We start from the raw sequence: 23,386 nt of genomic DNA, 5'->3' as shown, positions 1-23,386 counted from the left end.
TTTTTATCGTCACAAAAAATATTTATAGGAAGGTGAAACGGTATGATGTCAAATAATAATCATGTTTTAAAAGTAGGAGATTGGGTTCGTGGAATATCAAATGAAGGTGAATTAATAGTTGGTTATATTGTATCACTTGATGATGTAGAGGATATAGTTACAGTTAGTATTGTGAAACGTGACGGCCAGTACACAATAAACGAAGCGATTTTACTCTTTAGTAAACACGTTAACAAACTCCCTGAATCAAAGGTAATAAATAAGGAACAAATCCTTTATCTTATAGATCTTGCATTATTAACAGGGGATGAAGAATGGTTTATCGAGCTTTCTTCAAAATTAAACTCGATAAAAGAGCTAGTTAATGAGGGATTTTAAAATTTAAACTTTTGAGGGTGCACACAATCCGCCTTATGGGACACAATTACTTTTCGCATAAAAGGAAATGATGTAAAAACGATTCATTACAAACATAGAGATATCCCTGAAGAAGAGCCGAACAAACTACAATTAAGATGATATTGAAGTGATTTGTTTGTGTATTCCTGATAACGATAATTATGTAAATGAGCTGTCCATATGGGGCAGCTTTTTTGTTTTTTGCTCAGTGTAGCTTTTTAAATTGTATATGAATTCAATATTAATAATATATATCCTAAAATTTGGTTTTTTTATTTTGGGATTTTTTTCTTTTTACCTACATTAATTATTTATTAGAATATCTTTTATGTTTAAAATAAAATTTTTTGATAAAAGGGGATATAAGTATTTTTATAATAAGTCACCTAGAAAAACAATGTATTATTGTATTTTTTTACTAACTAATTCAGCTTTAAGCGATAAAAACAATGGCTACATGCTAACTGTAAAATATTATCCATATAAAATTATTCCGCTTTAATATTTCTGAAAATATAAAAATATTAATTTTATAAATATACACGTTATAATGAGGGCGTCGAGAGAAATTTTATTATCTCTGGAGAAAATATAAAAAATGCGATTATTAGTAAGAAAGGTGTGTGATTAGAGGCGAAATGTATGTAATGTGCTTCAGTGGCTTGTGTGAGCAATATCATCAGTGCTACCGAAGTTATGAAAGTAATGTATAGAATTGAGAAAGAAATGCCTCGCAAATGAAGAGAGGCCGGTTTAGCTAAAATTACTGTTAAAAGTAAAAAAGAGAAACCATTAAAGTAATACACTGTTATTAGAAATGTTGCAACGTATTTATGAAGTCTATTCTATATTGTTCTCTTAAGGGTTCTTTATATAAAGAGCGGATATTACGAGTAAAATTTTTTGTGAACGCTAACAATTATATTAGGACGCTAATTAGCGAATGTTTCAATTTGGATTCATTATGATGAAGGACATACAATGTGGGGCAACTTGTAAGGAATTCATTTTCCAAAAAGGGAATATTTGTTAGTTGCAAAGAGAAATGCAGGAATAGATACAAGGGGGAGTTATTATATGAACGGGAATACTGCAAAGAAAATAGAAGTTCAAGCTGAAAATACCGCACTAAAAAATGAGCAATATGCAGATCCGAAAAAGTGGCATAAGCAGGATACTACATGGGCACTCAGTCTATTTGGAACTGCAATTGGAGCAGGGGTGCTCTTTTTACCGATTAATGCAGGTTCAGGTGGTTTATTATCTTTACTACTAATTACATTGCTTGCATATCCAGTTATGTACTACTCACATAGGGCACTTGCTAAAATGATATACGCTTCTAATTCTGCTGATGAGGGGATCACAGGTACAATTAGAGAGTATTTCGGAAATAAAGCGAGTATCATTTTTAACATCGTATATTTCGGTTCAATTTATACAATCGTACTAATGTATTCGGTTGCGCTTACAAACACTGCAAGTAGTTTTATCGTGCATCAATTGCACATGCCAGAACCTCCAAGAGCTATTTTATCACTTGTATTAGTTCTTGGTCTTATCGCTATACTGAATTTTGGTCAAGATATTACTGTAAAGGTAATGAGTATGTTAGTGTATCCTTTCATAGTTTCTCTACTTTTTATCGCAATATCTTTAATTCCACAGTGGAATACGTCAATGCTTAGTTTTTCAGCTGTTTCAACTGCTTCAACAGGAACAGGCTATTTTGGAACGATATTGATGATTCTACCAATCATCGTATTCTCATTTAATCATTCACCTATGATTTCATCATTTGTTGTGAAACAGAGAGCTACGTATGGAATCGAAGCCACTGATGCTAAATGTGCGCAAATACAAAAGGTTTGTTATATTATGACATTCGCTGTTGTTATGTTCTTCGTTTGGAGTAGCGCATTGAGCTTGACTCCAGATGATATAAAAATGGCAAAAGAACAAAACTTATCAATTCTTTCATATCTTGCTAATGAGCTTAACTCGCCTGTAATCACTATTGCAGCTCCAATTATTGCTTTTGTGGCTATTACAAAGTCTTTCCTTGGCCATTATATCGGAGCATTTGAAGTAATGCGTGACATGATTATTAAGTTCGGTAAATCACGTGGAAAAGATATTGAAGAAAAAACAATTAAGACAGTAATCCTTACTTTTGTTGTATTATCATGCTGGTTTGTTGCTTATACAAATCCAAGTATTCTTGGACTTATTGATTCTCTAAGCGGTCCTTTAGTTGCTGCTATCTTATGTCTATTACCGATGTATGCGATTCAAAAAGTGCCAGTACTAGCTAAATACAAAGGGAAAATGAGTAACGTATTTGTTATTATTGTAGGTGTACTTACAGTTTTAGCAAGTATTAAGTCATTATTCTAATTCACTATTATTGCTATTAGTGTAAAAATAGTTAACACGAAAAACTTTTTGAACAAACTTCTCACATTGGAGAGTTTGTCCTTTTTTAGTCATTCTATCAACTTGAAACAGCCACCTTCCAGGCAGAAGGTGGCTGTTTCAGTATTAATTTATTTTAACTATTCACGTCTGAATGGCCTTTTTGGAGCAATTAGCTCTAAATTAGTACCATCTGAATCGGGGAAGTAGGCAACTCCTGTACCAAATCCAGTTTTCTAGCCGTCTTCTTGAAAGGTAATTGGTTCGTCATCTGGGTGCTATCCTATGCCCATCAAGCTAACAAAATGGATTGCCTCTGAAACAAAAAATGATTTTTATTACTATAAAAAACGTAAAGTATCTGTTTTTAGAAAAAATTAATTTTTATAAATTGATGGAGATATAACTCAATTCTTTTATATATGTAGTTAAATATGATTGTCAGAATGAACTTAAAGTAATTATGATTTCTAGAAATGCGAACTGATGTTTTGAATTGGTTTAAAGTTGCTGGAACAAAATAAAACCAATTGAGCAAAAAAACTTGCAAAAATAAAAAGAGAGATGTATATTAATTGATGTATCAATAATTGATGTATCAATTAATATTTTAACAAGAAAGAAAAGGAATATTTTATGAAGGAAATGTACGTAAATATCAGTGGAGAAGAACACAAAATACTTATTCATGTTCTATTACAGATGCAAAAAAATGTAGAGAATATTAAAGAATAGAGAGTGTAGGGGGCAGAATAGTGTGGAAATAATCGCAGCTATTTTAGTTGGGATCGTAGCATTAGAACATTTGTTTATCATGATCCTTGAAATGTTTTTTATTGATTCAAAAGTAGCGAAACGTGCTTTCAAATTACCGAAGCATTTAGAAGGAGATCGAAACGTAGCCATTATGTTTGCAAACCAAGGTTTATATAATGGATTTTTAGCGGCTGGTCTCATTTGGGGACTTGTACTTGGGCTCAATCCAATTGGTTATATGGTCCAATTATTTTTCGTGATTTGTGTGGTGATAGCAGCTATTTTCGGAGGTTTCACATCTAATAAATCAATTATTGTGAAACAAGGACTTCCAGCTGTTTTAGCACTGGTTGCCCTTTTATGTATAATATAGAATCAAAGTTTCTCAATAAAAGAACTCATTTTTGAAAAGAATACGCTATTCTTTCTTTAGAATTATAGGAAAGGATGGCGTTTTTGTATGTCCATTTCTATATGTAATGAATTATAACTATTCTCTTAAGGGACTCAACTGCTTTTCAGCTTTTGGATATATTTTCATCCATCTTTGTTTCCTTCTATTGTTGGATAGTGTAATAATTGATAAAAATCTTGATGAAATTGGATTATAACGATTGATCAAAAAAGTTAGTGATTAAAAATATTATTCTTTAGTACATACATTTTTAAGATGTTAAATATATTTCATAATAGTCTCTGTAAGATAGGGATAAGTAGAATAGTACTTTTTATAACTTTGAATGTCATTCATAATAGCACCAGTAAGAAGAAAACAAGCTTTACGGTACTACTAGTTACCAAAGATGTTACAGTAGTTTATTTAGAATCAGATTGATTGAAAGGTTGTACTATATAGCCTAATAATTTCGAAAAAATGTCGGTGTGGCATAAAACAATTATGGAGGTTAAAGATATGAGTACTTCAAATTTGAATGAAATAAGTAAACAAATTTTAAAAGAGGAGGAAACGCTTCAATTTTCCTCTTTTACAAATGAAGATGCCTTGCAACTAGGTTTATTTATCGTTGAAACAGCAAAGCGAGAGGGGAAATTGATTGCTGTTGATATAACGAAAAATGGTGTGCAATTATTTCATTTCAAGATGACAGGGACAAATGCGGAAAATACGAAATGGATTGAGCGTAAAAAACGAGTCGTTTCCCTGCATGATCGTAGCTCGTATTATATGCAGATACAAAGTGAAATAACTGGAATTTCATATAATGAAAAATATCTTTTAGATACTTCGGAATATGCTGCGTTTGGTGGATGCTTTCCTATCAGGATAAAAAACGTAGGGGTTATTGGAATGATAACAGTTTCAGGATTACCACCAGAAGAAGATCACGAATTGGTAGTAAGAGCAGTTAAAAATCATTTGAAGCAATAGTAAAAGGAAATGTGATGGTTAAGTAAAAGCCAAGAATGAACATATTATTGTTCGTTTTTGGCTTTTTATTATTTTTTCTTATAGTCGGCTAAGAGGGTTCTTTTACAGGTAGTACTTAATTGTGCAATGTTCTTTAAATTGCATCGTTTTGTTCGAGTGAGCGAAATTGCTGTAATTGAAGATGCTCTAAATTAATGTGAATTTGGTGATTAAAGTAGCTACATTTCATATTTGTGTAAATATGAAACAAGCAGGATACATGAATAGAGAATGGGTAAAATAGTACCGAATGATGATTAGATTTTATGAATGATGTTATAAGGCTTTTTTTAGGAAAACTGAAGGAAGCAGTGTGTTTAGATTTAGAATGACTGGCAATGGGTGCTAGGAAGTTCAATGATTCAAAAATGAACTCATTTAAACGCATATTATCTTCGAGATGTATCATTTTGAAGAATATTAAAACTTAGGAGGAACGGAATTATGACAAAAGATTTCTATACTGCACTGAAAGAAAGACGTACTTACTATGGGATTAATAAAGAGGTACAAGTATCGGATGAAAAAATTAAAGAAATCGTGGAGTTTGCTGTGAAATATACTCCATCCGCTTTCAATTCTCAAACTGCACGATTAGTTGTATTATTTGGTGAAGCTCATGATAAATTATGGGATATTACCACTGAAACATTAAGAAAAGTAGTTGGAGATGGAGATTTTTCAGGAACGCAACAAAAAATGGATTCTTTTAAAGCTGGTTATGGAACAGTATTATTCTTTGAAGATGAGGCTATCGTTAAATCGCTTCAAGAAAAATTTGCTGCATATGCTGAAAACTTCCCAATTTGGTCACACCAAGCATCAGGTATGCACCAATTAGTCGTGTGGACAGGTTTAGAAGCAGAGGGATTAGGGGCATCATTACAACATTATAATCCGTTAATTGACGATGAGGTAAAACAAGAATGGAATGTCCCTGCTAATTGGAAACTAATTGCACAAATGCCATTTGGTAATCCAACAGCTGCACCAGGTGAAAAAGAATTCCAACCACTCGAAGAGCGTGTGAAATTTCATAAGTAATATTCGAATGTAATAATACGGTCTAGCTATAGTAGAGTGATTCGCTCTTTTTCGGGAAAGGGCCATGCTATTGATGAAATCGGAAAAATACTATTATATTTAAAAAAGAACAAGGCGATCATTTTTGATTGCCTTGTTTGACATTTGTACAATTAATCTACGCATTAAGCTAACAGCATGAATCATTATTTATATTATCGGGTTATTGTTACCAAACGTTTTTCAAAACTATTTTACCTATTGCTTTATTTGACTCCAAATATTCATGTGCTTGTACAACTTCATCAAACGTAAAAGGTTTAGAATCTAGCAATGGACGAAGTTTTCCTTCTTCTACAATTTGCGTTATTTTCCTTAAGATTTCTCCGCAATCATTACGCTTATCTGTATGTAATATTTTTAATGCCATAAAAGTAACGTGCAGAGAGAGTCCTTTTGCGTGTAAAGGAGAGAGGTCATGGGTTGAACGAGCTGCAATAGTTACGACAGTTCCATTGACCGCAGCAGCTTCAAAAGAATGATCAAGATTCTTGCCACCTACTGTATCAAATATAACTTCAAATCCGTTTCCATTCGTATGTTTTTGTACATATTCTTGAACAGATTCTTCTTTATAATTAATAGCTATATCGGCTCCTAAACGATGGGCTATTTCCATTTTGTTTTGCTGAGAAGCTGTTGTGAAAACTTTAGCGCCTGCCCATTTAGCTAGTTGAATGGCTACGTGTCCTACGCCACCAGTAGCTCCATGAATGAGAATATTTTGACCAGGTTTAATATTTGCACGATCAAATAAAGATTCCCAAGCTGTAATTGCAACTAATGGTAGAGCAGCAGCTGCTTCCATTGTTAAATTTTTAGGTTTGTGAGCAATTAATCGTGCATCAGCAAGCATAAATTCTGCAAGTGCACCTCCAGTTTCTTTAAAACCTCCGGCACATCCGTATACTTCATCCCCACATTTAAATTTCGAAACACCTTCTCCTACTTCAATAACAATACCAGCTACATCGCCGTGTAATATAGCTGGAAACTCAGGAGCGACTGCTGAAACGGCACCACTACGCATTTTTGTATCGATTGGATTTACACTTGTTGCTTTTACATCGATTAGAACATGACCTGGTAAAAGTTTTGGTTTTGAAACTTCTTCTAATTGAAATACAGATGAACCCCCAAAAGAATGGATAATTTGTGCTTTCATAGTTTATACCTCCTGTTTGTGGTTATAGCATAGCAAAGTACGAAAAATAAGTATAATATTTTGAATTTGGTTAGTAACAATTTTATATAAAGAAAGGGAAAGTACGTGAAATAATGAAACGTATTTGCAAAAGCAACAGTAAAGCTTTTTCAAGAAAGGATAGATGTGATTTTTGCAGCATGATTTATTATTACTCACTTAGTATAGGTACTTTAAAGTGCCTACATCACTTTAAAGTACGTACTGTTATTCATGTTATGGCCGATTTATAATAACACTCGTAGCACAAAGAAAGTTATAACGATTACAATCGGCAACAATGTGGTGTTGCAGTGTTGCTTATAAATTTTGAGAAGAAATATGAAAAGTATAGATTTATATGAATGAGGGAAAGTGAGTGAAACACATGGAAAAGTTTGCGAACCATTTTGGATATAATCGTATGTTTGCGAAAGATCAACTTACGTTAGGAGTTCACATTCCGATTGAAAATTATCAGTTTCATGCTCCAACGATGGAAAAACAAGTAGAGTTAGTACAAAAAGCGGAACAATACGGTTTTACAGGTGTATGGCTTCGCGATGTATTGCTGCAAGACCCTGATTTTGGTGATCCTGCAACAGGTCAAATTTACGATATGATGATTTATTTGACGTATTTAGCAAGCAAGACAGAGAAAATCGCATTTGGAACGTCGGCAACAGTGTTGTCACTTCGTCATCCATTGCGTGTAGCAAAAGAAATTGCTACATTAGATCAACTATTTCCAGAAAGAATTATGCTTGGCGTTTCATCCGGTGACAGACGTGCCGATTTCAAAGCGTTAGGTGTTAGTCATGAAACACGAGGTGAAAAGTTTAGAGAAGCATTTGCTTACTTGGAAGAAATTTTGTATAAAAACTTCCCGTCTATCCAGTCGACACTAGGAGAAGTTCATGGTGCGAATTTAGTTCCAAAACCGTCTAAACGTGTTCCAACCTTTATTACAGGTTTTAGTCAGCAAAATATGGAATGGTTTGCTGAACATGGAGATGGATGGATGTATTATCCACGTAGTCCGGTGCATCAGGCGGGAGCAATTGGACAATGGAGAGAACTAGTAGAGGATTATCATCCAGATGTATTCAAACCATTTATACAACCGATGCATTTAGATTTATCTGAAGATCCAAATGAACGTCCTACACCGATACGTTTAGGTTACCGTACAGGGCGTAAGGCACTAATTGAATTACTTGATATATATAAAAGTATTGGTGTGAATCATTTATTCCTTGCTCTATTTGATGGTCAACGTCCAGCTGACGAAGTATTGGATGAGCTAGGAGAAGAAGTGCTACCGCATTTCCCAGCCTTGTAAAGGAGTGAAAAGAATGAAAGCAATAGGACTTATGCAATATGGAGATAAAAGTGTACTACAAGAGATTGAAATGCAGACACCGCTATTGGAAGACAACGATGTACTGATTGAAGTATATGCAGCTGGTGTAAATCCTGTGGATTGGAAAATACGTGAGGGTTTACTTCAAGACGTAATTTCTTATGACTTCCCGCTCGTTTTAGGATGGGATGTTGCAGGTGTAGTTGCTGCTATAGGAAAAAACGTAACAGTATGTAAAGTGGGGGATGAAGTATATAGTCGTCCAGATATTGAACGAAATGGTACGTATGCAGAGTACGTGGCAGTAGATGAGAAGTATGTAGCGAAAAAACCGAGAAATCTATCTTTTGAGGAAGCGGCATCAATCCCTCTAGTAGGTTTGACAAGTTGGCAAAGTTTAGTGAAATTCGCTAATGTTCAAAAGGGTAATAAGGTTTTAATTCATGCTGGATCTGGCGGGATAGGTACGTTTGCTATTCAACTAGCGAAAAGTTTCGGTGCACATGTTGCAACTACGACTAGTACGAAAAACATGCAATTTGTAAAGGATCTAGGCGCTGATACTGTCGTCGATTACAAAACGGAAGACTTTTCTTTGCTTTTGCATAATTACAATATTGTATTTGATGTGTTAGGTGGGGATGTACTAAAGAATAGTTATAAAGTACTTGCACCAAATGGAAAGTTAGCGTCTATTTATGGTCCGAAAGGTATGAAAATTCCGCAAACCGAGATATCAAGAGAGAAAAATATTGAGAGTGACCATATATTTACTGAACCTAACGGATATGAACTTTCTCTTATTACAGAATTAATTGAGAGCGGGAAGATTAAACCTGTTGTCACGCATGTGTTGCCTTTACATGTAGAAGGTGTAAAAAAAGCACACCACATAAGTGAGTCAGAACGTGCTCTTGGGAAAATTGTATTGAAGAAACATTGGTAAAGTATGAGGTTTTAGAGACAGTATTGTGCTAAGTAGCGAATGAACTTATATATTCTATTCTAGCAATTGTTTTAAAAGGGAGAGAACAAATGGATTCAATGACATTTCTTTTACCCCGCATTAACAGGCAGTAAGACCCCCACCTCAAAATTCAGCGATATCATAGAAGTTAGGTGGGGGCAACTGCCTGTAAAAGCCCGATTGGTTCAACTAATAATCAGTGGGGATGAACAAAACCCCCACTGATTAAAGTTTCACTTTATCCGGAGCGACAGGGGATTTAGCGAAACGCAAAATTTATCCTGCTTTATATAAGCTATTTAGTAATCAAAATATACCACAATCTATTTCGATTATCGGTATTGGTAGAAAGGTAATGTCAGATGTGGAATTTCAAACAAAGGTAGAACAATCCCTTGCTACATTTTCTAGAAGATCTACTGATGATGAATTAGGAGTAGAAGAATTTATTAGCACATTTCGTTATTGTCAATTAAATACAGCGAATATAGCGGACTATCAAGATTTGTTGCGTCTTGTAAAGAGGCGTGAAACAGAATTAAACATTCCTGAAAACCGCATGTTTTACCTATCTGTTATACCAGAAGTATTTGATGTCATTGCTTTAAATATTAAGGAAAGTGGATTGTGGGCTACAAAAGGATTGAACCGTCTTATTATAGAGAAGCCTTTTGGTTATCATGTAACGTCTGCTCGTGAGTTTAATGGAAAAATGATTGAAGATTTTGATGAAACTGACATTTGTTATATCAATCATTATCTTTGAAAATGAATGGTAATTAGGAATACACTTAGAAAAGCATTACGAAATAAATAGTATGTAATGCAAGACATTTTTATTGACGATAATAATTTATATGGTTAATATACTAGACATAAGATTATTTAATTACTAAAAGTAATCGGATATACATTTGTTTGTTGGGTTCGATAAATAAGTAATCTGTGGTAGAAGTGCTTTGAATTGCCACTATTAATATTGGGGACAATTAGAAAGCGAAAGGTATAAAAGGAATTGGAATTTGATAACTCTTTGTTTTTTTATAAAAACAGGGGCTTCTGTACAATTCATTTTTAAAATATTGACAAGGATTATACAACAAGAGGGGGACTGAAATTGGAATCAATGACCTTTGTTTTATTTGGAGCGACAGGGGACTTAGCGAAACGCAAAATTTACCCCGCACTATATAACTTATATAGAGATCAAAAGCTTCCAAAGCAAATATCCGTTATCGGGCTTGGAAGACGTCAAGTATCTCACGAAGATTTTCAAGAAAGAATAAAAGAATCAATAGAGACGTTTTCTCGTCAGAGGGAAGAAGGTACTCCGGAACTGGAAGGTTTTTTAGATAATTTTCGCTATTGTCCATTAGATGTGAGTAAGCCGGAAGACTATGAGAGATTATTACAAGTCGTTCGTGAAAGGGAAGAAGAACTACATATAAAAGGTAATAGAATGTTCTATCTTTCAGTTGCTCCTGAATTTTTCGAGACGATTGCTTTAAATATTAAGGAAAGCGGACTTGATAAAACAGATGGATGGAAACGCCTGATGATTGAGAAACCGTTTGGGCACGACCTTGCATCTGCTCGTGAGCTGAATGATAAGCTTAGTCGCACGTTTGAAGAAGACGAGATATACCGTATTGATCATTATTTAGGTAAACCGATGATTCAAAACCTTGAAGCGCTAGAATTTGCAAATCCTGTTCTCCAGTCGATTTGGAATAAAGAACATATAGCGAATGTACAAATCACAGCTAGTGAAACAGTTGGGGTTGAAGAAAGGGCAGGATATTATGACCAGGCAGGAGCCATTCGAGATATGGTTCAAAATCATATGTTACAAATATTAATGATGACTGCTATGAATCTGCCGGAAAAGGTTAATGCATGTGAAATTCGAGAGGAAAAGCGAAAGGTAATGGAGACGCTTCGTAAAGTGAAAAAAGAAGACGTTCAAAACCATATCGTTCGCGGTCAATACGTTTCAGGAGAAATAAAAGGCGGACAAGTTGTAGCGTATAAAGAGGAGCCAGGAGTAAATCCTTCTTCTAACATAGACACATTTGTTGCTGCTCGCCTGTGGATCGATAATCCATTTTGGACTGGCGTTCCATTTTATATACGAACAGGAAAACGAATGAAAGAAAAGTCTACTCGTATTGTAATCGAATTTAAAAATACGTTAAAACAGCAATATCAAGATAGTAATCCAAATGCAGCACCTAACTTATTAATAATTGAAATTAGTCCAGGTGAGAACGTTTCATTACAGTTAAATAGTAAAAATCCATTGAAAAATGGAGAAATTGAACCGATGCGTATTAACTTTACTTGTGAGCAAGCGGATGTGGGAGTACCTGAAGCGTATGAAAGACTCATTCATGATGCGGTGAGTGGAGACGCTACATTCTTTGCACATTGGAGAGAAGTTGAATTGTCATGGGAATGGGTACAACCAATTCTTGAAGCATTCGAGGAGAACTTATTACCACTTCATGAATATGAGTCTGGTTCATATGGTCCAGATGCGTCTAATGAATTATTGCAAGAAAGTGGATTTAAATGGTGGTTAGATCAAGAGACGGAAAAATAAGTACTTTCTTTCATGAAAGCATGTAGGGGGACGATTACTATGACACAAAACATAAATCAATTAGCAGTGAATACAATTCGTACATTATCAATTGATGCTATTAATGCGGCAAATTCAGGTCATCCAGGTCTTCCGATGGGAGCAGCACCGATGGCTTATGTATTATGGGCGAATCATTTAAATCACAATCCTAATCACCCAGAATGGTTTAACCGTGATCGATTCGTTTTATCAGCGGGACACGGATCGAGCCTACTGTATAGCTTACTTCATTTAGCTGGATATGACGTTTCAATTGATGACTTGAAAAACTTCAGAAAGTTAAATAGTAAAACACCAGGACATCCTGAGTTTGGTCATACTCCTGGAGTTGAAGCGACGACAGGCCCGTTAGGACAAGGGATTGCTAATGCTGTCGGAATGGCAATGGCAGAAGCGCATTTAGCAGCGAAGTTCAATAAGGATGGTCACTCTATTATAGATCACAATACGTACGCTTTAGTCGGAGATGGTGACTTAATGGAGGGTGTCGCTTATGAAGCGATGTCAATGGCAGGACATATGAAACTTGGCAAGTTAATTGTACTGTATGATTCAAATGAAATTTCACTTGATGGTGAATTAGGCATTGCTTTCTCTGAAGATATTCAGAAAAGGGCAGAATCTGTACATTGGCAATATGTAAGAGTTGAAGATGGAAACGATGTCGATGCTATTACAAAAGCTATTCAATCAGCGAAAGAAAATACGGATCAACCTACTCTTATAGAAATTAGAACCATTATAGGTTATGGAAGTCCAAAAGTTGCTGGAACGAACAAAGCACATGGTAATCCGCTTGGAGTAGAAGAAGCGACAGCGACAAAACAAGTGTATGGTTGGCACTATGAGGAAGACTTCTTTGTGCCTGAAGAAGTAACAGCTCATTTTAATGAACTGAAACAAAAAGGTATTGAAAAAGAAAATGACTGGAATGAGCAGTTCAACTCATACAGAGAGTCGAACCCTGCACTAGCAGATGAATTAGAAAAAGCGATTACAGGTGATGTTTTAATTGAAGCGAAAGACATTCTATCTTTTGATACTGAAAAAACGATTTCCACTCGTGTTGCAAGTGGGGAAGCTATTAATCATTATGTGAAATCGATTCCTTCTATTTTCGGTGGAAGTGCGGATCTTTCTCATTCTACGATGACAGATATAAAAGGTGAAGCTGTGTACGCGGTAGAATCATATGCTGGACGAAATATATACTTCGGTGTACGTGAACATGCAATGGGCGCGGCAGCGAATGGACTGGCTCTCCACGGAGGAGTAAAACCTTTCGTAAGTACATTCTTTGTATTTAATGATTACCTTCGTCCATCGATTCGACTGGCTGCACTGCAAAATTTACCTGTTACTTACGTATTTACACATGATTCGATTGCTGTAGGAGAAGATGGTCCAACGCATGAACCAATTGAACAATTGGCAGCGCTTCGAGCAATTCCTGGTTTAACAGTTATCCGTCCGTCAGATGCAAATGAAACAGCAAGTGCTTGGGCGTATGCTTTACAGCAAACGGATGGTCCAGTCGTTTTAGTACTGAGCCGTCAAAATTTACCGGTGTTTAATGAAACGAAAGCGAACATAGATAATCTCTCTAAAGGAGCTTACGTATTAACACAAACAAATGAAAATCCGGATGTAATTTTAATTGCGACAGGTTCTGAAGTATCCTTAGCTGCTAGTGCGAAAGCAAAATTAGAAGAAGAACAAGTTTCTGTTCGCATCGTTGCAATGCCGAGCTGGGAGTTATTCGATCGCCAATCGAACGAATATAAAGAATCCGTTCTTCCGTCTTCTATAACGAAACGAGTATCTCTTGAGATGGGTGTATCTCTCGGGTGGGAACGTTATGTAGGACAAGAAGGAAAAGTACTATCAATTGAAACATTTGGAGCTTCAGGAACTGGAACTGAAGTCATGAATCTATTTGGATTTACGACAGAAAATGTTGTTCAAATTACAAAAAATGTGTTGAATTCTTAAGCTATGACTGTGAATACCTTTCTGTACATACTAACATTTCAGTGCTGAAAGGTATTCCAGATTGTAGTGATATGAATTTTTAATAAAAGATAATTTGAGGAGGAATTATATTATGCAAGTAGGATTAATTGGGTTAGGTAAAATGGGATTAAATTTAGGGAAAAATTTAATGGATCATAAACATGAAGTAGCAGCATTTGATTTAAATGCAAGTGCAGTGGAAGAAATGAAAGAGTACGGGGCTACAGGTACATCTAGTTTAAGTGAACTTGTTCAGTCATTACAAACACCAAGAATTCTTTGGGTAATGGTACCACACGCTGTTGTTGATTCTGTTATTGATGAGGTTACACCACTTTTATCAAAAGGAGATATTTTAATTGAAGCAGGTAATTCACATTATAAAGAGTCTATCCGCCGATATGAACAATTAAAGAAAGATGGCATTCACTTTATGGATGCAGGAACTTCTGGCGGAATGGAAGGCGCTCGTAATGGTGCTTGTTACATGATTGGAGGAGATCAAGAAGCTTGGGACATCGTTGAACCTATCTTCCGCGATACTTCTGTAGAAAATGGATTCTTATATGCTGGAAAAGCTGGTAGTGGTCACTTCTTAAAAATGGTTCATAACGGAATTGAATACGGTATGATGGCTGCTATTGGTGAAGGATTTGAGATTCTAGAGAAAAGTGAATTTGACTACGATTATGAAAAAGTATCAAGAGTATGGAACAACGGTTCAGTCATTCGTTCTTGGTTAATGGAATTAACAGAAAATGCATTTTCTAAAGATGCAAAACTGGATGAAATTAAGGGTGTTATGCATTCTTCTGGTGAAGGAAAATGGACAGTAGAAACAGCATTAGACCTTCAAACAGCAACTCCTGTTATCGCAATGTCTCTATTAATGCGCTATCGCTCATTAGACAATGATACATTTACAGGAAAAGTTGTAGCAGCTCTGCGTAATGAATTTGGCGGACATGCAGTAGAAAAGAAATAAAGTGAAACTTTAATAAGTAGGGGCTTTATTCCACATCAATCGGGCTTTTACGGGATAAGCATATTAAACATGTAAATCATCAACGTTTAAAAACTGGAGGGAATTGATCATGAAATTTTTTATTGATACTGCAAATCTTGAGGACATAAAAAAAGCATATAAACTTGGAGTTTTAGCTGGTGTTACAACGAATCCTTCTTTAGTAGCAAAAGAGGGCGTTAAGTTTGAAGACCGTATCGCAGAAATTTGTCAGGCAGTACCTAAAGTTGAGTCTGTTTCGGCAGAAGTAACGCCAGATGCTGTTACAGCTGAAGAAATGATTGCTCAAGCAGAAGAATTAATTAAAATTAACGGTGGCGATAAAAACGTCACGATAAAACTTCCAATGACGCTAGCAGGATTAGAAGCTTGTCGCTATCTTACTGAAAAAGGTGTGAAAACGAACGTTACACTTATTTTCACTGTGAACCAAGCACTTTTAGCTGCTCGAGCAGGTGCAACGTACGTTTCTCCATTTTTAGGACGTTTAGATGATATTTCTGAAGATGGTGTACTATTAGTTGCTAAAATTGCTGAATTATTCGATGTTCATCAATTAGATACACAAATTATTGCGGCTTCTGTCAGACATCCAGATCATGTAACTCGTGTAGCGATGGCAGGTGCTCACATTGCAACAATCCCTTATAAAGTAATCGAGCAACTTGCTATGCACCCATTAACAGACCAAGGTATTGAGAAATTTGCTGCGGATTGGGCGAAAGCTCCTAAATTATAATGCATGAAAGTGAAGGTGCTTTCCGAAAATTGCTTTTCATGAGAGGACAAATCCTAAGTAACTTCATCGTTTAAACTGGATCCTGATTTTGTAGTCTTACTACGTGCAAAAAGCAGAGATGAAAGTGTCATTCACTTTTAAAAAAGGAAAAATTGATCGCGCGAAGCGTTTATCACAATAACATTATAATGATGAAAGAGAAATCCCCTTATCAGAGAGATGAGTTAAAGTATATCTCTGATAAGGGAGATTCTTTTTGTATAAATCATTATGTAAAGCTATCTTTTACTCAAGTAAGAACTATATAGGTTCTTTTCATTATATAGTAATTATGAAAGGGTTTACATAAAGGGGGATTGAGTATGAATATGTACCTTTTAATTATTACATTATTATCAATTGTAATTGTTATTTTAGGGGTATCGTGGTGGAGATGGCATGCGTTTATTAGTTTAACGGTTGCAAGTTTGTTTTTAGCAATTATGTCTGGAATGCCAATGGATAAAATAGTGAGTGCTTATGAAACGGGAGTTGGAAGTGTTCTCGGGCATTTAGTAGGTATTTTAGTATTAGGTACAATTTTAGGGAAAATGATGGCAGAGTCAGGTGCTGGAATGCAAGTGGCAGAGTTCTTTATTAAATCCTTTGGGATAAAAAACTTACCATGGGCTATGTTAATTGCAGGTTTTATTATTGGAATTCCGGTGTTTTTTGAAGTAGGTATTTTAATATTACTACCGTTAGTAATTTCAATTCATAAAACAACGAAACAAAATATTTTATTGATAGCATTACCAGCAATTGCTGGGCTATCTGTCGTACACGGCCTTGTTCCTCCGCATCCAGGGGCAATTGTAGCAATTGGTATTTATAAAGCGAATCTTGGGAAGGTACTATTGTATTCACTCATTATTACATTTTTTGCAGCGATTATTGCAGGTCCTATATTTGCGAAATGGATTCACAAACGTGTAATTCCTGAAAATGAGCCAGAATTGATTCGTGTAAATACAAAATCAACGAAATTACCAGGAATAGGAGTTTCATTTTTAGTTATTTTGTTACCTGTTATGTTAATGGTTTTAGCTGCAGCAGCTCCTTATGTGCCTCTTTCTACTACTTTGATGAAGACTGTCACATTAATCGGTAGTCCTATCATTGCACTATTGATTGCATGTTTTGCAGCGTTTTATTTTCTGGGATTTCGCCAAGGTATCGATAAAAAGGCTATTAAGAAGGTAACAGAAGATAGCTTATTACCAATCGGTTCAATTGTTGCGATTATTGGTGCCGGCGGGGGATTTAAGCAAATTCTTATCGATAGTGGTGTAGGCAATGCTATTGCTCAAATGTCTGAGCATTTAGCACTATCTCCAATTGTATTAGCATTTATAGTAGCTGGATTAATTCGAATTGCGACAGGGTCAGCGACAGTCGCTTTAACAACAGCGGCGGGCATCGTTTCACCAATCGTTGAAAATACGACAGGTGTGAATTTAGAGTTACTCGTTATTGCAACAGGTGCAGGAGCATTAATGTTTTCACACGTAAACGATGCTGGTTTTTGGATGGTAAAAGAATACCTAGGGTTAACAGTGAAAGAAACATTTAAAACATGGACAGTATTAGAAACGTTACTTTCATTTATCGCTTTTGGAGGAGTTTTACTACTCGATATGTTTGTTTAAGATAAAGATGTTTCTATTTAGATAATTGTGGCATACAACGTTATCAATAGATAAAAGGAATGTATTTTTATGGTGGGATACTGTAACAATTTTTTGTTAGGAGGAAGAAATGGTGAGCTCAAAATATATGATTGGTGTAGACATTGGGACAACTAGTACAAAATCAGTTCTATTTTCTACTGATGGATCTGTTATTGCTAGTCATGGAATTGAATATCCTTTATATTCTCCTACACCTGAAACAGCAGAACAAGACCCAGAAGAAATTTTTCGTGCAGTAATACATACGATTAAAGAAACTGTACGATTAAGTAGTGTACAGCCAAGTGATATTCTTTGTGTCTCTTTTAGTTCGGCAATGCATAGTCTCATTGCTGTAGATGAAAAGGGGAATCCATTAACGGGATGTATTACTTGGGCAGATAATAGAAGTGCAAGCTGGGCGGAGAAAATAAAGAATGATATGAATGGTCATGAAATTTACCTTCGTACTGGGACACCAATTCATCCGATGTCACCACTTTCGAAATTAGTTTGGCTACAGAATGAGCAGGCAGAGTTATTCGCAAAAAGTTATAAATTCATTTCTATTAAAGAATATGTTTTTTACAAGTTATATAAAGAGTATGTAATTGATTATTCTATAGCGTCAGCAACAGGGATGTTTAATTTGAAATCTTTAAAATGGGATGAAGAGGCTTTACATGTTGCGGGAATTACAGATGAAAAGCTTTCTAAACTTGTTCCAACAACGCACAGTTTAACAGGATTAGATGAAGAGCTTGCCAAAGAGATGAATGTACTTGTTTCTACGCCTTTTGTAGTAGGAGCGAGTGATGGAGTACTATCTAATTTAGGTGTAAATGCAATAGATCCTGGCGTTGTGGCTGTTACAATTGGTACAAGCGGTGCGATACGTGCTGTAACAAATCGTCCTGTAACAGATCCAAAAGGTAGAATTTTTTGTTATGCGTTAACTGAAGACCATTGGGTAATCGGTGGACCAGTGAATAACGGCGGTATGATTTTTAGATGGGCTCGTGATCAATTGGGTACTTCAGAGATTGAGCTTGCAAAGCGTTTAGGGAAAGATCCATATGAAGTACTTACTGAAATAGCAGCAAAAGTGAATCCTGGATCTGACGGTTTATTGTTTCACCCGTATTTAGCAGGGGAAAGAGCTCCTTTATGGAATGCAAATGCACGAGGATCTTTCTTTGGACTCGGATTGCATCATAAGAAAGAACATCTTATCCGTGCTGTTTTAGAAGGAGTAATTTATAATTTATATACGGTTCTTCTCGCTTTAAAAGAGTTAATTGGCGAACCGAAAAAAATTCAAGCGACAGGCGGCTTTGCAAGGTCGGAGCTTTGGAGACAGATGATGGCGGACATCTTCCATCAAGACGTATATGTTCCGGAAAGTTTCGAAAGCTCTTGCTTAGGAGCTGCAATCCTCGGTTTATATAGTTTAGGTGAAATAGATACATTATCTGTAGTTTCTGAAATGGTAGGTGCAGATTTCCATCATGAGCCAAACATGGAAAGTGTGGAAAAATATAAAGATTTAACGCCAATCTATATCCGTCTGTCCCGTCAATTGGAAGAAGAATATGAAAGTATAGCAGCGTATCAAAAAAAGTGGGTTTAAAAGCTATTTACCAAGAAAATATGGTAACGTATAAAGAGGTACTCCGATTTTTTAGGATACTCTTTCAACATAAAATATTTTAAGAAGCATGATGAACGAAAAATATAGGGAGAGAGGGTTATGAAAATGAAGGATAACAAAGAGTTTATTGGATATGTTGGAACTTACACGAAAGAAAATAGCGAAGGAATATATAAATTTACGCTAGATGTAGAAGCAAAAAAAATTAGTAATGTAACACTTGCCGCTAAGTTGGATAACCCTACATATGTAACGATTAACCGAAATAATGAATATCTCTATTCCGTTGTTAAGGAAGGCGAATCTGGCGGTGTAGCTGCGTATTCCATTGATAGTCATACTGGAGAACTAAAAGCGAAAAATAGACAAGTAGTAGAAGGGGCTTCTCCTTGTCATATTAGTGTTGATAGTGGAAATCATACAGTAGTTACAGCGAATTACCATAAAGGAACGATTGAGTCTTTTGAAATAAATGAAGAAAATGGAACTGTAAATCCTGCTTCATCTATTATGGCACATGAAGGTTCAGGTCCGAATAAAGAAAGACAAGAAAAACCACATGCACATTACGCGGGGTACACTCCTGATGAAAAATATGTAGTGGGCGTTGATTTAGGGATAGATAAAATAATTACGTATGAAGTAAAAGATAGTACATTAATAGAAGTGAATCGTTTATCTGTAAATCCAGGAAGTGGTCCAAGACATATTACTTTTCATCCGAATGGAAAGTATGCGTATGTGATGACGGAGCTTAGTTCAGAGGTTATTGTGTTAACATATAATCCTACAGAAGGATCCTTTACAGAATTACAGTATATTTCTACTGTTCCAGAAGAGTTTGATGAAAATAATCAAGGAAGTGCGATTCATATTTCTTCTGACGGCTGTTTTGTATATGCAGGTAATCGTGGTCATAATAGTATCGCTGTTTATAGCGTAGATCAAAATTCAGGTCAGCTTACATTCGTTGAACATACATCTACAGAAGGAAATTGGCCAAGAGACTTTGTATTAGATCCTACTGAAAAGTTCCTTGTTGCTACAAATGAAAAGTCACATAATCTTGTGTTATTTTCAAGAGATGAATCTACAGGTAAGTTAACACTTTTACAATCTGATGTTGTTGTGCCAGAGCCTGTTTGTGTGAAGTTTTTAAATATATAATTTCAGATGCCTAAACAAAAGCAAAGCGATATCGCTTTGCTTTTTATTGTTTCTTTTTCGGCCTACGTACTAATTCGCCGCCGCAGTTTGGACAAACGTTATGTCTTTCTTCTGTACATGGTGCGCAAAATGTACATTCATATACACAAATGTATGCTTCAGAATCTTGTTCGAGCGATTGATCGCAAATTTGACAGTTTATTTTCATTTCTAGTGCCATAATAAGTCTCCTTTTTAGTTAGAAAATTTATAATTTAATTATAATTCATTAAATAGAAATAGTCCTTTTCAATTGAAAGGAAATCGAATGATAAAGTTATGAATTGAAACGAAAGATGCTGGTTTATTTTAAAATTGATTATTTATTACAGTTGGAATATTATGAAATAGTCAAAGACAACAGGGGGTATAGATTTTGACTAATCATAACGATCATTTAAAAGCAAACTGCGAAAAATGCTTCGGTCTATGTTGCGTTGCATTACCGTTTGCAGCATCGGTAGATTTTGCAGTGAATAAAGATGGTGGTAAACCATGTTCCAACTTACAATCAGATTTTAAATGTAGTATACATAAAAATCTTAGAGGAAAAGGTTATAAAGGTTGTACAGTATTTGAGTGTTTCGGTGCTGGGCAGAAGATTTCTCAGGGTACGTTTAAAGGGATTGATTGGAGGAAAGATGCAAAGCATGCAAGAAAAATGTACGATGCTTTTCCGGTTATGCATCAACTTCATGAAATGCTTTGGTATTTGAATGAAGCGATTCTTTTAAAGGCAACACAGCCAATTCATAAAGAGCTGGAGACCGCAATTGAGGAGACAGAGCGACTTTCGAATTTAAATCCAGATGAGTTAATGAAAATAAATGTTCCAATGCATAGGGCAGAGGTGAACATTCTTCTTTTAGAAACGAGCGAATTAGTATGGAAGGAAATGGATACTGCGCGTAAGAAACGAATCATTCACCGCGGAGCAGACCTTATGGGAGCGAATCTGAAAAAGAAAAATTTACAAGGTGCAAATTTAAGAGGAGCTTACTTAATTGCAGCTAACTTAAATGGTGCAGATTTAAGAGGAGCAGATCTCATCGGAGCAGATTTGCGAGATGCAGATATTCGCGGGGCTGATTTTACTAATAGTATTTTTCTGACGCAAGTTCAAGTTAATGCTGCTAGAGGGGACAAACATACGAAATTACCGAAATTATTGTCTCGTCCATCGCATTGGAGTGCGTAAAGAGTGAGGAGTATTTAGTGTGGATATATTTCAGTATTTAGAAGAGATGCAAGAGGATGTCTTTTCGTTAGCAGTAGAGCAAATAGAAGCGAAGTATTATGATATTTGTTGCATGTTGGCGTCTACAGAATATGCAGAACGAATTAAAGTAATTGATGTAGAGTCATATAAGGTAAGTATGCGAGTAGGTTTGGATGCAGCTGTAGAAATGGCTACTAATGAAGAAGCAAAAGCGATTTATTTTGAGTATGACCTTGATAACGAGTGGACTAGTCAGTTTTATATTTGTGAGGAGTATGCTCCACTTGAAGAAGAGGATGATGATTGGGCTTCTGAATGGACATATGATGTTGAGGGACCGGAGTCTGTAGAATTAGCGGATATGTATAATGAAAATGGCTTTGACACAAGTGAAAAAGCAATCGGTATCACTTTATATTTAATTGCTAAAACGCTGTGTAGTTTTATAAGTGTACGTAGTGAAGTGCAAAATAATATACCGATTTGTATTGGTTTTCACGACCAAGATCCAATAATGCGAACAGGCAGAGACTAAGAATCTCTGCCTGCTTTTTATTTCTTTTCAAAAGTAGTAATTAAAACGCTACATATAATAAGAATACCACCAATAAAAAAGTTACTATTTAATGTTTCATTTAATAAGAGCCAACCAAGTAACGATCCAACGATAGGTTGGAAGAAGAAAAATAAGGAACCTATGCTTGCATCCAGTAATTCTAATCCTTTATTCCAAAGGAAAAAGGCACCTGCTGTTGAGACGATTCCTAAGTATAATACGCCTAATATTACGTACGTATTTACTGTTCCGATAGAGGCCGCTTGTAGCTCCCATATCATAAAAGGTGTAATAAAAAAGAGTGAAAAGAAAATTGCGTACGTTGTAATAACTAAGGATGAAAATTGGATTGAAGCGATTTTTACATAAATAGATAGTAAAGCCCACGTAATAGCGGCTCCAACTAAAATGATTGTTCCGATAAAATAGGAGCCAATTTCAATATCCCATCCGATTACGATAATGACACCGATTGTCGCTATTATAGTAGATAAAAGTCTACGAGCAGTTAGTTTTTCTTTCAAAATGAGCGCTGCAAATATAACCATAAATGCAGGTGTAGCTGATGTAACTAACGAGCCTGTATGAGCGTCGGATAATTTTGTTCCGATAAATTGGCATGTGATCGAAATGAAATAGCCGATAAATCCAATCCAAGCGAATAGGAGCCAATCTTTTTTGAGAATGGTTACTTTTTTCTTTTGCTTTTTCTCAGCTAGTTTCAAAATGCCATATAAAACAACAAAAGCGATAATAAAGCGTAGCCAAACGAGTGTTAGTGGTGGGATAAAATCGAGTACGTATTTGCTAACAACATACATACCGCCCCATATACTTGCTGCTAGTGATAAGTATATAGCTCCTAAAATTGTTTGTTTCATTTGAAATACCTCCGTCTATTTTTAGGGTAATATGTGCTCCCTAAGACGAGGCATAGTGTATGTGCTAAATGAATGCCCGTCTTAGTTTATAGACGGCCTACAGGTTGATCGTTTTCGAATGAAGTGTTGTAGTACATGAGTGCATTCCT

Annotated in this window: 19 protein-coding genes and 3 pseudogenes; 18 read left to right on the top strand and 4 right to left on the bottom strand. The window is 35.5% G+C overall.

From position 1 onward, the window contains the following. The first annotated feature begins 42 nt into the window (after window positions 1–42). From ACTFSL_RS19295 to ACTFSL_RS19285, 3 genes and pseudogenes are all read left to right on the top strand, one after another. Window positions 43–378, top strand: coding sequence for an IDEAL domain-containing protein (locus ACTFSL_RS19295; protein WP_000987462.1), 336 nt, complete (start codon window positions 43–45; stop codon window positions 376–378). Window positions 379–385: 7 nt separating this feature from the next. Then, a pseudogene (locus ACTFSL_RS19290) lies at window positions 386–519 on the top strand (DUF3888 domain-containing protein); the annotation flags it as partial. A gap of 957 nt (window positions 520–1,476) precedes the next feature. Beyond that, a complete protein-coding gene (locus tag ACTFSL_RS19285; protein WP_001014169.1) occupies window positions 1,477–2,796 on the top strand; it encodes an aromatic amino acid transport family protein in 1,320 nt (439 codons plus the stop codon). 158 nt (window positions 2,797–2,954) lie between these two features. On the opposite strand, the pseudogene ACTFSL_RS19280 reads toward ACTFSL_RS19285, so the two are convergent. After that, window positions 2,955–3,089, bottom strand: a pseudogene (locus tag ACTFSL_RS19280) (VOC family protein); the annotation flags it as partial. A gap of 482 nt (window positions 3,090–3,571) precedes the next feature. Here ACTFSL_RS19280 and ACTFSL_RS19275 point away from each other — a divergent pair. From ACTFSL_RS19275 to ACTFSL_RS19265, 3 genes are all read left to right on the top strand, one after another. After that, a complete protein-coding gene (locus tag ACTFSL_RS19275; RefSeq protein WP_000402471.1) occupies window positions 3,572–3,943 on the top strand; it encodes a DUF1304 domain-containing protein in 372 nt (123 codons plus the stop codon). Window positions 3,944–4,444: 501 nt separating this feature from the next. Next, entirely contained in the window at window positions 4,445–4,960 is a 516-nt protein-coding gene (locus ACTFSL_RS19270) for a heme-degrading domain-containing protein (protein WP_135277567.1), read from the top strand. A gap of 483 nt (window positions 4,961–5,443) precedes the next feature. Next, window positions 5,444–6,043 (top strand): nitroreductase family protein, encoded by a 600-nt coding sequence (locus tag ACTFSL_RS19265; protein ID WP_000158938.1) that lies wholly within the window; start codon window positions 5,444–5,446, stop codon window positions 6,041–6,043. A 208-nt stretch (window positions 6,044–6,251) separates the two neighbouring features. Here ACTFSL_RS19265 and ACTFSL_RS19260 read toward each other — a convergent pair whose 3' ends face one another. After that, window positions 6,252–7,247 (bottom strand): zinc-dependent alcohol dehydrogenase family protein, encoded by a 996-nt coding sequence (locus ACTFSL_RS19260; RefSeq protein WP_135277565.1) that lies wholly within the window; start codon window positions 7,245–7,247, stop codon window positions 6,252–6,254. Window positions 7,248–7,653: 406 nt separating this feature from the next. Here ACTFSL_RS19260 and ACTFSL_RS19255 point away from each other — a divergent pair, with 406 nt between their 5' ends. The 10 genes and pseudogenes from ACTFSL_RS19255 (at window position 7,654) to ACTFSL_RS19210 (ending at window position 20,542) form a co-directional block, all read left to right on the top strand. After that, window positions 7,654–8,607: an LLM class oxidoreductase gene (locus tag ACTFSL_RS19255; RefSeq protein ID WP_002195683.1), complete on the top strand. Its 954-nt coding sequence runs from the start codon at window positions 7,654–7,656 to the stop codon at window positions 8,605–8,607. 13 nt (window positions 8,608–8,620) lie between these two features. Next, window positions 8,621–9,574 (top strand): NADP-dependent oxidoreductase, encoded by a 954-nt coding sequence (locus ACTFSL_RS19250; RefSeq protein ID WP_000643793.1) that lies wholly within the window; start codon window positions 8,621–8,623, stop codon window positions 9,572–9,574. A gap of 250 nt (window positions 9,575–9,824) precedes the next feature. Then, window positions 9,825–10,361, top strand: a pseudogene (locus ACTFSL_RS19245) (glucose-6-phosphate dehydrogenase); the annotation flags it as partial. 351 nt (window positions 10,362–10,712) lie between these two features. Next, window positions 10,713–12,197 carry a glucose-6-phosphate dehydrogenase gene (zwf, locus tag ACTFSL_RS19240; RefSeq protein ID WP_017673871.1) on the top strand — a complete coding sequence of 495 codons (1,485 nt, stop codon included), beginning with the start codon at window positions 10,713–10,715 and terminating at the stop codon, window positions 12,195–12,197. 39 nt (window positions 12,198–12,236) lie between these two features. Next, complete coding sequence (tkt, locus tag ACTFSL_RS19235; RefSeq protein WP_135277558.1) at window positions 12,237–14,231, top strand: transketolase; 1,995 nt, start codon at window positions 12,237–12,239, stop codon at window positions 14,229–14,231. Window positions 14,232–14,343: 112 nt separating this feature from the next. Continuing rightward, the gene (gene gnd, locus ACTFSL_RS19230) at window positions 14,344–15,237 is read left to right on the top strand and encodes a phosphogluconate dehydrogenase (NAD(+)-dependent, decarboxylating) (RefSeq protein ID WP_001195914.1); all 894 of its coding nucleotides are present in this window, start codon (window positions 14,344–14,346) and stop codon (window positions 15,235–15,237) included. A 109-nt stretch (window positions 15,238–15,346) separates the two neighbouring features. After that, complete coding sequence (fsa, locus tag ACTFSL_RS19225; RefSeq protein ID WP_000667692.1) at window positions 15,347–16,015, top strand: fructose-6-phosphate aldolase; 669 nt, start codon at window positions 15,347–15,349, stop codon at window positions 16,013–16,015. 362 nt (window positions 16,016–16,377) lie between these two features. After that, window positions 16,378–17,703, top strand: a complete 1,326-nt coding sequence (gntP, locus tag ACTFSL_RS19220; protein ID WP_001057601.1) for a gluconate permease GntP — start codon at window positions 16,378–16,380, stop codon at window positions 17,701–17,703. 109 nt (window positions 17,704–17,812) lie between these two features. Further along, window positions 17,813–19,354 (top strand): gluconokinase, encoded by a 1,542-nt coding sequence (gene gntK, locus ACTFSL_RS19215; RefSeq protein WP_119683750.1) that lies wholly within the window; start codon window positions 17,813–17,815, stop codon window positions 19,352–19,354. A 120-nt stretch (window positions 19,355–19,474) separates the two neighbouring features. Further along, complete coding sequence (locus tag ACTFSL_RS19210; RefSeq protein ID WP_440042237.1) at window positions 19,475–20,542, top strand: lactonase family protein; 1,068 nt, start codon at window positions 19,475–19,477, stop codon at window positions 20,540–20,542. Window positions 20,543–20,585: 43 nt separating this feature from the next. On the opposite strand, the gene ACTFSL_RS19205 is transcribed toward ACTFSL_RS19210, so the two are convergent. Then, window positions 20,586–20,762 (bottom strand): DUF1272 domain-containing protein, encoded by a 177-nt coding sequence (locus ACTFSL_RS19205; protein WP_400154761.1) that lies wholly within the window; start codon window positions 20,760–20,762, stop codon window positions 20,586–20,588. A gap of 195 nt (window positions 20,763–20,957) precedes the next feature. Here ACTFSL_RS19205 and ACTFSL_RS19200 point away from each other — a divergent pair, with 195 nt between their 5' ends. After that, the gene (locus ACTFSL_RS19200; RefSeq protein ID WP_400154762.1) at window positions 20,958–21,779 is read left to right on the top strand and encodes a pentapeptide repeat-containing protein; all 822 of its coding nucleotides are present in this window, start codon (window positions 20,958–20,960) and stop codon (window positions 21,777–21,779) included. A gap of 19 nt (window positions 21,780–21,798) precedes the next feature. Then, window positions 21,799–22,335 carry a hypothetical protein gene (locus tag ACTFSL_RS19195; protein ID WP_400154763.1) on the top strand — a complete coding sequence of 179 codons (537 nt, stop codon included), beginning with the start codon at window positions 21,799–21,801 and terminating at the stop codon, window positions 22,333–22,335. A 17-nt stretch (window positions 22,336–22,352) separates the two neighbouring features. On the opposite strand, the gene ACTFSL_RS19190 is transcribed toward ACTFSL_RS19195, so the two are convergent. Beyond that, window positions 22,353–23,237, bottom strand: coding sequence for a DMT family transporter (locus ACTFSL_RS19190; RefSeq protein WP_400154764.1), 885 nt, complete (start codon window positions 23,235–23,237; stop codon window positions 22,353–22,355). Window positions 23,238–23,386 lie beyond the last annotated feature (149 nt).

Origin of the sequence: Bacillus cereus group sp. MYBK108-1, assembly GCF_051917185.1 — a bacterium.
In the GTDB taxonomy this organism is placed as follows: Bacteria; Bacillota; Bacilli; order Bacillales; family Bacillaceae_G; genus Bacillus_A; species Bacillus_A cereus.
This window is presented reverse-complemented; position numbering and strand designations above follow the sequence as displayed.

Bases quoted from the DNA above. Each gene is read 5' to 3' on its own strand.
- ACTFSL_RS19295 (WP_000987462.1), top strand. From the start codon at position 43: ATGATGTCAAATAATAATCATGTTTTAAAAGTAGGAGATTGGGTTCGT.
- ACTFSL_RS19285 (WP_001014169.1), top strand. From the start codon at position 1,477: ATGAACGGGAATACTGCAAAGAAAATAGAAGTTCAAGCTGAAAATACC.
- ACTFSL_RS19270 (WP_135277567.1), top strand. From the start codon at position 4,445: ATGTCGGTGTGGCATAAAACAATTATGGAGGTTAAAGATATGAGTACT.
- ACTFSL_RS19265 (WP_000158938.1), top strand. From the start codon at position 5,444: ATGACAAAAGATTTCTATACTGCACTGAAAGAAAGACGTACTTACTAT.
- ACTFSL_RS19260 (WP_135277565.1), bottom strand. From the start codon at position 7,247: ATGAAAGCACAAATTATCCATTCTTTTGGGGGTTCATCTGTATTTCAA.
- ACTFSL_RS19255 (WP_002195683.1), top strand. From the start codon at position 7,654: ATGGAAAAGTTTGCGAACCATTTTGGATATAATCGTATGTTTGCGAAA.
- ACTFSL_RS19250 (WP_000643793.1), top strand. From the start codon at position 8,621: ATGAAAGCAATAGGACTTATGCAATATGGAGATAAAAGTGTACTACAA.
- tkt (WP_135277558.1), top strand. From the start codon at position 12,237: ATGACACAAAACATAAATCAATTAGCAGTGAATACAATTCGTACATTA.
- gnd (WP_001195914.1), top strand. From the start codon at position 14,344: ATGCAAGTAGGATTAATTGGGTTAGGTAAAATGGGATTAAATTTAGGG.
- fsa (WP_000667692.1), top strand. From the start codon at position 15,347: ATGAAATTTTTTATTGATACTGCAAATCTTGAGGACATAAAAAAAGCA.
- gntP (WP_001057601.1), top strand. From the start codon at position 16,378: ATGAATATGTACCTTTTAATTATTACATTATTATCAATTGTAATTGTT.
- gntK (WP_119683750.1), top strand. From the start codon at position 17,813: ATGGTGAGCTCAAAATATATGATTGGTGTAGACATTGGGACAACTAGT.
- ACTFSL_RS19210 (WP_440042237.1), top strand. From the start codon at position 19,475: ATGAAAATGAAGGATAACAAAGAGTTTATTGGATATGTTGGAACTTAC.
- ACTFSL_RS19205 (WP_400154761.1), bottom strand. From the start codon at position 20,762: ATGGCACTAGAAATGAAAATAAACTGTCAAATTTGCGATCAATCGCTC.
- ACTFSL_RS19190 (WP_400154764.1), bottom strand. From the start codon at position 23,237: ATGAAACAAACAATTTTAGGAGCTATATACTTATCACTAGCAGCAAGT.